Below are 10,459 nucleotides of genomic sequence, written 5' to 3'. Positions count from 1 at the left end.
ATACATGCTAACCAAAGTAATGTATCCCAAGTTAAAAGTTTGTTTTTTGCTTTAAAATTATGTGGAAAAAATCTGAATAGGGTTGATTTTGGTTAGGGTGAAGACAATATGCACTTTGAAAATATTCATTTATGTAACCTGAAATTGAGATAATTGTATCTTAAGAATGTCACTTATTACATTTATGAAAATTAACTTTCTGCCTAGAGAGAGTTGTACAATTTGTGGACCGAAGTTAAGATGGTACAGTTCCTTTTCGGATTTAGTGGAATATAAGTTATTTATAATATTCGGCTAAATCATTACTGCGGTCATTTTTGAAGCTGTTTTACATAAGAAAAAAGAAGGTATCCCTTTTGATAATAGTGTTATCTTCTCTTAAAGATGATTATGAATAACCTTCGCTAAAGATTATATACTTAAATGATAAAGAGTTCAACAGCGGTTTAACAAATATTTTCCAAAAATTAAAAATGACCGTTTTAGTAGAAAAATTCTAAAAAACGGTCATTTTTAATTTTATATTTCTGTTAAAATTATCGGTTCGCCGCGTGTTACGACAACTGTATGTTCACATTGTGCAACAAGGCTTTTATCAGGTGTAACGAATGTCCAACCATCATCGCCGCGTTCGATAATATGATCAGCTTTCATAGAAATGAATGGCTCTACAGCGATAACAAGACCGTCTTTTAGAAGCGCATTATCCATTGGATCAAAATAGCTTAAAATGTGGTTTGGTGCTTCATGTAAGCTAAGACCAATACCGTGACCAGTTAAGTTTTGAATAACATTGTATCCATTTTTATGTGCAAAGTTTGAAACGGCACGACCAATTTGGTTTTGTTTTGAACCAGCTTTCACCTTTTTCATTGCTGCCCAAAAGGCATCAACAGCTGCTTGGCAAAGCTTTTCTTTTGCTTCATCTTCTCCAAGTACAAATGAAATACCTGTATCTGCATAATAACCATCAAGTGCTGCAGATACGTCGACATTTACAAGGTCGCCTTCTTTTAATACACGATCACCTGGAATACCGTGAGCAACTTCTTCGTTTACACTGATGCAAGTTACGCCAGGGAAATCATATTCTTTTTCAGGTGCAGAAATAGCACCATGCTCATCTAATACTTTTTTACCGATCAAATCAAGCTCTTTCGTTGTCATGCCTGGCTTCGCTTCTTTTTTCATTTCTTCACGTGCAAGCGCAACGATGCGGCCGATTTTTCGTAAGCCTTCTAAATCTTGTTCATTACGAATAATCATGAAAACCACTGTCCTTCCTCGAATATATATCTTACCCGATTGTATCATGTTTATTTTCGTCCTGCTACTCGCTTGCAGTATGGCGGATTGATTCCTCTCATAAAGAATACATGACAATTGTCATATCGATGTCATGACGCATCATACTGTTTCCTAAGTTTTCCAAGGAATACAATGTAAATATAAGAAACAGCGGGGGTGGAGAGATGGAAAAGATTATTGAAGTAAATAGTGTTTCTAAAACATTTAAACATAAAAAAGCAGTAAATAACGTTTCATTTCATGTGAATAAAGGAGAAATCGTAGCATTGCTTGGACCGAATGGTGCAGGGAAAACGACGACGATGTCGATGATGCTTGGATTAAAAGATCCGACGGAAGGAACGGTTTCTATATTTGGAAAGAGTCCAAAGCATAGAGATGTTCGTAATAGACTCGGCGCGATGTTACAAGAAGTAAGTGTCATTGATAGCATTACAGTGGAAGAGGCAATTGAGTTATTCCGTAGTTATTATACGAATCCGGTAGCGAAAGAAACGTTACTACAGTTATCAAATTTAGAATCGGAGCGAAAGCAAAGATGTGAGAAATTATCAGGAGGTCAAAAGAGAAGGTTAAATTTTGCACTCGCACTTGCAGGAAATCCAGATTTGCTATTTTTAGATGAACCGACGGTTGGAATGGATATTACGTCTCGAAGAACGTTTTGGGAAACGATTCGAAAGTTAGCAAGTGAAGGGAAAACAATTATTTTAACGACGCACTATTTAGAAGAAGCGGATGCATTGGCGAATCGTATTTTATTGTTTGCAAATGGAAAGATTATCGCAGATGGTACACCAGATGAGATGAAAGCGACGATTTCACGAAAAACAATTACATTTTATTCGAAGGAACGTATTCCTGCAAAATTATTAAAAGAGTTACCAAGCGTAACAGAAGTACAATCAAACGAAGGTCACTTCACTTTAATAACTGAAGATACGGATGCAACCTTAAAAGCAATTTATGAAAAGAACTTACCTGTAACAAATATTTCAGTTGAACGTGGAAGTCTTGATGAAGCATTTGAACAGTTTGTCGCAAATCAGAAGGGGGAAATCGCATGAAAGCTTTATGGATACAATGCAAAATAGAAATTTTACGTACGTTCCGCAATAAATTATTTATCTTTTTCTCATTATTAATGCCAGTTATGTTTTACTACATTTTCACTAATGTTATTCAAGTGCCACAAAACGGAGATGCGTGGAAAGCGCATTATTTAATCTCAATGGCGACGTTTAGTATTGTAGGGACAGCACTTTTTAGTTTCGGTGTAAGGATTTCTCAGGAAAAAGGGCAAGGGTGGACACATTTGTTGAAAATTACACCACTTCCAGAGGGAGCGTATATAACAGCAAAGATCATCGCTCAAACAGTAGTAAATGCTTTTTCAATCTTAGTTATTTTTATTGCAGGAATATTAATTAATCATGTTGAGTTAACGGTAGGGCAATGGATTGGTGCTGGATTATGGTTATTGTTAGGTGTAACACCATTTTTAGCATTAGGAACAGTAATAGGTTCTATTAAGAAGGCGGATGCAGCAGCGGGTTTAGCGAATATTTTAAATATGAGTTTAGCTGTAATTGGCGGTCTATGGATGCCAATCGAAGTATTCCCGAAAATATTAAGATCTATCGGTGAATGGACACCAACATATCACTTCGGAAGTGGTGCATGGGATATTGTAGCTGGAAAATCAATTGGTTGGGAAAATATCGCGGTATTAGGAGGCTATTTCCTTATATTTGTTGTAGTATCAATATATATAAGAAAAAGACAGGAAGCGGTATAAATGACAGAGAAGAAGAGGATTGAGATTTTTCCGAAACATATGGGATTCTTTCCGTATATGTGGCTCGTTTATTTGTTATTTCCAATTTATAATTTAACACAAGTATCGGGATGGAAGCTTGTAATAGGAAGCGGTATGTTGATAGTTTTCATGATCACATACCGTCAACTTTATTTTGTTCAGAAGACGTTCATTTTGTGGGCTTGTATTCAAATGATACTTACGCTTTTATTTGCTTTATTTTATAATCCCTTCATGATATTCTTTGGCTTTTTCACAGCAAGTGCAATGGGATTTGCACCAAGTAAGAAAGTATTTCGGATATTACTATGTTTGTTAGTTGTAATGCTTGGAGTATTTGTATTTATAAATATGAATCAACTAACACCGACAAGTTTAGTAAATATCGTTCCGATGTTTATTTTAATGCTTCTTACACCATTTGGTATGCGCAATTTTAACCAGAAAAAGATGTTAAGAAATCAATTAAACGAAGCGAACGAGCAAATTAAGGACTTAGTAAAACGTGAAGAGAGGCAGCGTATTGCAAGGGACCTTCATGACACGCTCGGGCATACGCTATCTCTTATTACGTTAAAAAGTCAGCTCGTAGAGAAGTTAATTGTAAAAAATCCAGAGCGCGCAAGTGCGGAAGCGAAGGAGATTACACAAACATCTCGAACTGCTTTAAAACAGCTAAGGGAATTAATTTCTGATATGCGCATGATTACGGTAGAAGAAGAGTTTGAGCAAATAAAAGCGATCTTACAAGCTGCTAATATTGAATTAGAGATCAAACAAGAAACGAGTGCAAGTTCGCTATCACCCATTGAACAAAATATTTTAGGAATGTGTTTACGTGAAGCTGTTACGAATGTTGTAAAGCATAGTAAGGCGACGCGGTGCATAGTTTCTGTACGAGAATTACAAGGTGAATTGATTTTGACAGTAGAAGATAACGGAATTGGTTTAGCGGATCAAAATCACGATGGGAATGGTATTCGTGGTATGAAGGAGCGAATCGCTCTTATTGATGGATTTGTTGAACTGGGTACGATTAATCCAGGAACACTATTAACAGTAAAAGTTCCAGTCGTTATTAGAACAGGAAAAGATGAGGTGAAGGCATGATTCGAATTATTATTGCAGAAGATCAGCGAATGCTTCGTGGTGCGTTAGGAGCCCTACTCGATCTAGAAGATGATATTGAAGTAATTGGGCAAGCAGCGAACGGAGAAGAGGCATTAAAACTAATTGAATCATTAAAACCCGACATAAGCATTATGGATATTGAAATGCCAATTCAAAGCGGATTAGATGTTGCAGAAACGTTGAAGAAAGAAAAATCGGCATGTAAAGTAATGATTTTAACAACATTTGCGCGCCCTGGATATTTTGAACGAGCAATGAAAGCTGGTGTGCACGGATATTTATTAAAAGATAGCCCAAGCGAGGATTTAGCTGCATCGATTCGCAACGTAATGAAAGGTAAACGAGAGATTTCTCAAGATTTAATGTTCGGCTTATGGCAGGAGCAAAATCCGTTATCAGATCGCGAAAAAGAAGTATTGCTACTTGCGAAAGAGGGAAAGACGGCAAATGAAATCGCCAAGGCACTTTATCTTTCGCCAGGTACAGTACGTAATTATATTTCTGAAGTATTAACGAAGCTTGATGCGAAAAATAGAATTGAGGCAATTACAATTGCGGAAGAAAAGGGATGGATATGAAAAGAAGTTTACCTATGAATGGTAAACTTCTTTTTTCTTATAAACAAGTATTTCAATAGAGAGTTTCGTCACAGTCGCATCGCTCAGGATTTGAAGTATATCGCGTAATTTAGATTTTACTTCATTTTTCGACAAAAAATTTGTTATAGTAAGATTAGGTTGTTGATCTAAGTTTTGGACAACTTTACCACTAATAGTTGTGATTACTCCATTTTTATCTACTTTTACAATGAGATCTTGGCCATATACTTTATAGTTTTTATATGTTTGTGCAAGGCGAGCTTCGGTTTGATTTTCTTTTGTTGCTTTATTTGTAGGTTGGGAATCTATATTCATTTCAGTTGTCATTCACTTTTGTTGAGCTTCTGCCTCATTTATCTCACCTTTTAAATACTTTTTCAGTATGTTTTTTTCGTATCATTTTGAGGTTGTGTAATTTTTTAAGCGTTAAATTAGGCTAAGTAATTTCAAATTTTACTTCATTTCTGTCTAATTCTTGGGTGTGAATAACTTCTGCTACTGCTAATAAAGGAAAAAGAAGACCGAATGTAACGAAGGCACGGACGAATCTTCTATAATTTATTTATAAAACCACTAATCTATTATATGTGAGACGAATTGTATGAAGAATTTGCCGAATTTTATATATATTATGCATTATTTCATGTCAAAAATTGTCGAACTCACATTATTGTAGTGGTATGACAACTTAACAAATTATATTGTTATAATGGGATGGTGAGTAAGTATGCACGCAGAAAAATTAGGAAGTGAAATTAAGAAAATTAGGGTAATGCGGGGATTAACACAAAAACAGTTATCCGAGAACATATGTCATCAATCGGAAGTGAGCCGAATTGAATCAGGCGCAGTATACCCAAGTATGGATATATTGCAAGGTATTGCAGCAAAGTTACAAGTTCCCATTATTCATTTTTATGAGGTACTCATTTATTCAGATATTGAGAGAAAAAAGCAGTTTAAAGATCAAGTCATTACGCTATGTAAGCAAAAAAAATATAAAGAGATTTATAATAGGGTATGGAATGAGCTGAAAAAGGAAGAATATCATCCCGAATTCCAGCAGTTTCTTCAATGGCAATATCATGTAGCAGCTTACATGTTGAAGAAAATTGATTACGAATATTGTATTTTAGAATTGAAAAAATTGTTAAACCAACAATTAGCTGGAATAGATGTATACCAAAACCTCTATATAGAAAATGCAATCGCAAATATTTATGCTGAAAATGGCTATTTTAAGAAGAGTATTGAGTTATTTGAAGGTATATTGAAACAATTAGAGTCATTGCATGATAATGAAGAATTCGACGTGAAGGTAAGATATAATCATGCAAAAGCATTATACTTAGATAATCAATATGAACAAGCCTTATATCAAGTGAATAAGGCGATTGAAATATCTTGCCGAATTAATAGTATGGCATTAATTGGGCAGCTGTACTATCAAAGAGGTGAATGTCTAGAAAGGTTGGAGTATGATGAGGCAGAGATTGAAGACACATATAAGAAAGCAAGTTTCTTTTTTGATATATTAGAAATGCATGCATATAAAGAGGCAATCGTAAATAAAATCAATCAATGAATAACCCTAAAAAATGGATATGCATAATTGCATACGGCATGGATAAATTTTCATGATATATTAAAAGAAAAAATGTGGGTGATGGAATATGAAAAAATTACTTATTGGTAGTTTATTAACGTTAGCAATGGCATGGGGTATTTCATTAACAGATACAGCTTTAGAGAAAAGCCAAGTAATTTCTCATAATGATCAAGAGGTACAATTAGCTTCGGACCTACCTTTTGAATATTAAAAAAACAACCGTCTTACTTAGACGGTTGTTTTTTTGTGGAGTAACCTCCAAACGTCTTTACTAGAAACGGGCTTGCTAATAAAGAATCCTTGAATGTGGTCACAGTTTTGCTCATATAAAAATTTCCATTGTTCTTCGGTTTCTACACCTTCTGCGATAACTTCTAAATTTAGTTCTTTTGATAGTGTAATAATGGAAGAAATAATCGCTTCCTCTAAAGGACTAGTTGTAATTCCGCAAATAAATTCTCGAGCAATTTTTAATGTATTAATTGGATATTTTGTTAAATAAGCTAAAGAACTATAACCAGTTCCAAAGTCATCAATTGAAATTTGAATACCGAGATTTTGAAGTTGTTCTAGTTTTGCAACTACAGATTGATTTTGGTTAATGGCGATACTTTCTGTAATTTCGATATCTAGTGCTTCTGGTTTTAACTCTGTTTCTTCTAAAACTTTTGAAATAGTTGGGATTAAATCTGCATGATTAAATTGAACTACAGATAAATTTACACCGACTTTTAAGTGAGAGAAACCTTGATTATGCCATCTTTTCGCTTCTAAGCAAGCAGTACGTAAAATCCAATTTCCAAGTTCAATAATGAATCCAGTTTCCTCTGCTAGAGGGATAAATTGGGCTGGGGATACGATACCGAGCTTTGGATGTTTCCAACGAATTAATGCTTCAAAACCAATAACTTGTTTTGTTTTTGTGCTTACTTGTGGCTGGTATTCAAGGAAAAATTCATTTTGTTGTAATGCTTTTGAAAGTTCTCCTTCTAAGAAGTTACTCTCATTTTGAGCGATACTCATTTCTTTTGAGAAGAAAACAAATCGATTTTTTCCATTTGCTTTTGCGCGATACATAGCCATATCAGCATTTTTCATTAATTCTGTTGCGTCAGTTCCACAATCAGGGTACATTGCAATTCCGATACTTGGCGTAATAGACAGTTCTTCAGCTTTAATGAAGAATGGTTTGTTTAAAATATTTAAAATTTGTTCAGCTATAAAGGCCGCACTTTTTTCTGAGTACATATCTGGTAATAGAATTGTAAACTCATCTCCGCCTTGGCGAGCAACGACATCCTTTGAACGTAAGCAACCGCGTAATCTCTTTGCGACTTCAATTAATAATAAGTCTCCGACACCATGACCGAGTCTATCGTTAATTTTTTTGAATCGATCTAAATCAAGAAACATGACGGCAACATCATTTGCGCTAGCCTGAGCAGTATTTAAAATGTTTTTTAAATCCTTTTCAAACTTACGGCGATTTGGTAATCCGGTAAGTGCATCATGAAAGGCTAAATGTTCTACTTGTTTTTGTTTTTCATATAAAGTTGTAATATCACGTGCTATACCGAACATCCCGACAACTTCCTTGTTTATGAAAGTAGGGATGAGTGTAATGTGAAGGTAATAGTAGTAACCTTCTTTTTCCTTTGTGCGAACTTCTAAAGTTTGTGGTCTACCTTCTTTCGTTAGTTGTAAAGCTTTCTTTAGTAAATCATGGTCTTTTGAGTCAATAAAGTGTAAAAGGGAATAGCTTTCTACTTCACAATAGTAGGCAGTAAATAAGCTTTCGCAAGCTGTATTAGACTGTTGGAAAATACCATACATATTTAAAGAGAAAACAGCATCCGGGTGATCTTCAAATAAAGATTTATAACGTTGTTCACTTTTTGATAAAGCAGATGCACCTTCTTCTACTTTATCTTCTAGTTGTGTAGTCAACTGCTCGTATGTATCGATTAGTGCCTGATTATCTTTCCACATATAAAGTTGTCGTAAGAATAATAAGATAAGAGATAATACTAGACCGATCAACATGAACTTATCATCCCAAGGTTGAAAGATAATAAAAGAAAAAGTAATGATTATACTAAAATAAGGTAATATAAAGCGCACATAATCAAAGCGATAATATTTTGTTTTCGTTTCATGCTGTATTGGTTTATCTAAAATATATAGTATGGATGACAAACCAATTAATAAAATCGAAGCAGTATGTATTAAGTAAGAGACTTCAGAAGAAGGTTTTATCCCTGCGTTTAATTGAAACAGGTGTATATATCCGTACACGAGTATAATAGTAAAGCCGATAATTAATGAAATTCTACTAGAAGAATATTCTTCTCTTCTATATAGACTAATTACGGCGTAAATGACTAATGATTGTGCAATAAAATATCCAATTAAAACCCAGGTATCTGTTGTTAACATACGAAAGCTTGAAATGTCCAAAATAAAAGTTAAGGTAAAATAAATATTCATAATAACGATAAAGATGCTATCGAATGAAAATTGAGCTAGTCCTCTAATAGAGTAATGTTTTATGAACTTTATAGCAAAGCCAGAAAAGAGCAAAATATATTGTACGATAAAAAAGGGCAATGCCTTATATGAGAATATGACTTGGTCATATATAGAAAGTGAATGAAGAAATAGAGTTATCTCCATTGTCAATCCACATAGGCAAGTGCATAGTACCAAAACCCAAAATAATTTGTCACCGCGCTTCATTTTCTTAATTGCTTTATATAGGCAATAGCAAGAAAAGAGTGTAGCGAAACAAAATAAGAAGAGAATTCCAATTTCTTTTATATTTAAGTCCTTAGGGATAAGAAATATCCAAAGAGAAAATATAATTATGTACATTATGACAAAGTGTACGTATTTTTTTTGATTAATCATATTATGACTCCGTTTCAATAAAGTTGAATCACAGGTGGAAAATGCTAATTCCAATCATAGCATATAAAACAGGGTGTTTTTTACTAAAAAAATTACTTTTTTTGAAAAAAATAGCTCAACATTACAATTTACCATTGTAATGTTGAGCTACTTATTCTTTTTACCCCTCTTATAGAGGATAATTCATGTATGAATTGCAGCATCGCTAAATCTTTCTGCTTACTTTCAATCATAATATCGAAATTATGATTGATTTTTTTTGCAACGTGTAAGAAAGGTTTAATAAACTCTAAATCAATATATTCCGCGTGAGCCCTAAATTCTTTTTTTGATTTAGGAGAGGAAATGTGAACTTTAGGAACAATATTTGTATGTGACCAAGTTTCAAAAATTGCAGGAAGTAACTCTTCTAACGGTTCCTCGCAAAGATTTGCCATGTGATGGTGATAATCAAATACGAATGGGATCTTTTCTTTTTGGCAAATAGATAAAGTTTCAGCAGTTGTATATGTTTTATCATCATTTTCAAGTGTCATTTGCCTCTTTATATGTGCAGGAAGTTTTTTTATGTTTTCATGGAAACGCTCAACCGCCTTTTCTTTATTTCCGTAGGCCCCACCTACATGGATGTTAATATAAGAAGAATCTGCAATGCCTATTGCATCTAATACTTTATAATGATAGGTCATATCTGTAATAGCGTTAGTTGTAATGTGTGGCTTATCACTTGTAAATAGCGTAAATTGATTTGGGTGAAAACTTACTCGTAAATTATGTTCTTTAATTAATGCCCCAATTGTACGCCAAAGCGGTGTGAACAATCCGATGTAATCAAACTCGACTTCGGGATGTGTTGCAAGTGGGACGATGGAAGAAGATAAGCGATATAATGGAATTTCATGCGCTATATTGTAATGAAGAATACGTATTGTATGCTCAAGATTCTGCCGCGTAACATCGTATAATTTATCTTCTCGTTCTTGTTTACTAAGCTTTTGAAAGCTTGTAAATGTCATCGTTTTAGCCGGAGAACAGTCCCAGAGTGCCATTGCATGTGAGACATATCCGAAACGCATAATCATAATG

At 34.2% G+C, this 10,459-nt stretch carries 10 protein-coding genes; 6 read left to right on the top strand and 4 right to left on the bottom strand.

The window, feature by feature from the left end:
• Positions 1 to 519: 519 nt before the first annotated feature.
• The gene (gene map, locus BGI23_RS26095) at positions 520 to 1,314 is read right to left on the bottom strand and encodes a type I methionyl aminopeptidase (RefSeq protein WP_002096176.1); all 795 of its coding nucleotides are present in this window, start codon (positions 1,312 to 1,314) and stop codon (positions 520 to 522) included.
• Between the two features lie 158 nt (positions 1,315 to 1,472).
• Between map and BGI23_RS26090 the strand changes: the two genes are divergently transcribed.
• From BGI23_RS26090 to BGI23_RS26075, 4 genes are read left to right on the top strand one after another with little or no spacing between them, the layout of a single operon-like run.
• Positions 1,473 to 2,375: an ABC transporter ATP-binding protein gene (locus BGI23_RS26090; protein WP_070807234.1), complete on the top strand. Its 903-nt coding sequence runs from the start codon at positions 1,473 to 1,475 to the stop codon at positions 2,373 to 2,375.
• Positions 2,372 to 3,106 (top strand): ABC transporter permease, encoded by a 735-nt coding sequence (locus BGI23_RS26085; RefSeq protein ID WP_070807233.1) that lies wholly within the window; start codon positions 2,372 to 2,374, stop codon positions 3,104 to 3,106. The genes BGI23_RS26090 and BGI23_RS26085 overlap by 4 nt, the downstream gene beginning before the upstream one ends.
• On the top strand, positions 3,107 to 4,237 hold the full coding sequence (locus BGI23_RS26080) for a sensor histidine kinase (protein ID WP_070807232.1): 1,131 nt from the start codon (positions 3,107 to 3,109) through the stop codon (positions 4,235 to 4,237).
• Positions 4,234 to 4,836: a response regulator transcription factor gene (locus tag BGI23_RS26075; protein ID WP_000619249.1), complete on the top strand. Its 603-nt coding sequence runs from the start codon at positions 4,234 to 4,236 to the stop codon at positions 4,834 to 4,836. Before BGI23_RS26080 ends, BGI23_RS26075 begins: the two co-directional genes overlap by 4 nt.
• A gap of 12 nt (positions 4,837 to 4,848) precedes the next feature.
• Here the strand turns inward: BGI23_RS26075 and BGI23_RS26070 are convergent, their stop codons facing one another.
• A complete protein-coding gene (locus BGI23_RS26070; protein ID WP_070807339.1) occupies positions 4,849 to 5,172 on the bottom strand; it encodes a bacillolysin in 324 nt (107 codons plus the stop codon).
• A gap of 412 nt (positions 5,173 to 5,584) precedes the next feature.
• Here BGI23_RS26070 and plcR point away from each other — a divergent pair, with 412 nt between their 5' ends.
• Positions 5,585 to 6,442, top strand: a complete 858-nt coding sequence (gene plcR / locus BGI23_RS26065) for a transcriptional regulator PlcR (RefSeq protein ID WP_000542922.1) — start codon at positions 5,585 to 5,587, stop codon at positions 6,440 to 6,442.
• Positions 6,443 to 6,530: 88 nt separating this feature from the next.
• Complete coding sequence (papR, locus tag BGI23_RS26060; protein ID WP_000734741.1) at positions 6,531 to 6,677, top strand: quorum-sensing peptide PapR; 147 nt, start codon at positions 6,531 to 6,533, stop codon at positions 6,675 to 6,677.
• Between the two features lie 17 nt (positions 6,678 to 6,694).
• Here the strand turns inward: papR and BGI23_RS26055 are convergent, their stop codons facing one another.
• Positions 6,695 to 9,373: a DUF4084 domain-containing protein gene (locus tag BGI23_RS26055; protein WP_070807231.1), complete on the bottom strand. Its 2,679-nt coding sequence runs from the start codon at positions 9,371 to 9,373 to the stop codon at positions 6,695 to 6,697.
• Between the two features lie 128 nt (positions 9,374 to 9,501).
• Positions 9,502 to 10,455, bottom strand: a complete 954-nt coding sequence (gene uvsE, locus BGI23_RS26050; protein ID WP_000605892.1) for a UV DNA damage repair endonuclease UvsE — start codon at positions 10,453 to 10,455, stop codon at positions 9,502 to 9,504.
• Positions 10,456 to 10,459: the final 4 nt, after the last annotated feature.

Origin of the sequence: Bacillus sp. ABP14 (genome assembly GCF_001831375.1) — a bacterium.
Lineage (GTDB): Bacteria > Bacillota > Bacilli > Bacillales > Bacillaceae_G > Bacillus_A > Bacillus_A paranthracis.
This window is presented reverse-complemented; position numbering and strand designations above follow the sequence as displayed.

Excerpts from the sequence above, each read along its gene's own strand:
- map (WP_002096176.1), bottom strand. The coding sequence starts at position 1,314 with ATGATACAATCGGGTAAGATATATATTCGAGGAAGGACAGTGGTTTTC.
- BGI23_RS26090 (WP_070807234.1), top strand. The coding sequence starts at position 1,473 with ATGGAAAAGATTATTGAAGTAAATAGTGTTTCTAAAACATTTAAACAT.
- BGI23_RS26085 (WP_070807233.1), top strand. The coding sequence starts at position 2,372 with ATGAAAGCTTTATGGATACAATGCAAAATAGAAATTTTACGTACGTTC.
- BGI23_RS26080 (WP_070807232.1), top strand. The coding sequence starts at position 3,107 with ATGACAGAGAAGAAGAGGATTGAGATTTTTCCGAAACATATGGGATTC.
- BGI23_RS26075 (WP_000619249.1), top strand. The coding sequence starts at position 4,234 with ATGATTCGAATTATTATTGCAGAAGATCAGCGAATGCTTCGTGGTGCG.
- BGI23_RS26070 (WP_070807339.1), bottom strand. The coding sequence starts at position 5,172 with ATGAATATAGATTCCCAACCTACAAATAAAGCAACAAAAGAAAATCAA.
- plcR (WP_000542922.1), top strand. The coding sequence starts at position 5,585 with ATGCACGCAGAAAAATTAGGAAGTGAAATTAAGAAAATTAGGGTAATG.
- papR (WP_000734741.1), top strand. The coding sequence starts at position 6,531 with ATGAAAAAATTACTTATTGGTAGTTTATTAACGTTAGCAATGGCATGG.
- BGI23_RS26055 (WP_070807231.1), bottom strand. The coding sequence starts at position 9,373 with ATGATTAATCAAAAAAAATACGTACACTTTGTCATAATGTACATAATT.
- uvsE (WP_000605892.1), bottom strand. The coding sequence starts at position 10,455 with ATGATTATGCGTTTCGGATATGTCTCACATGCAATGGCACTCTGGGAC.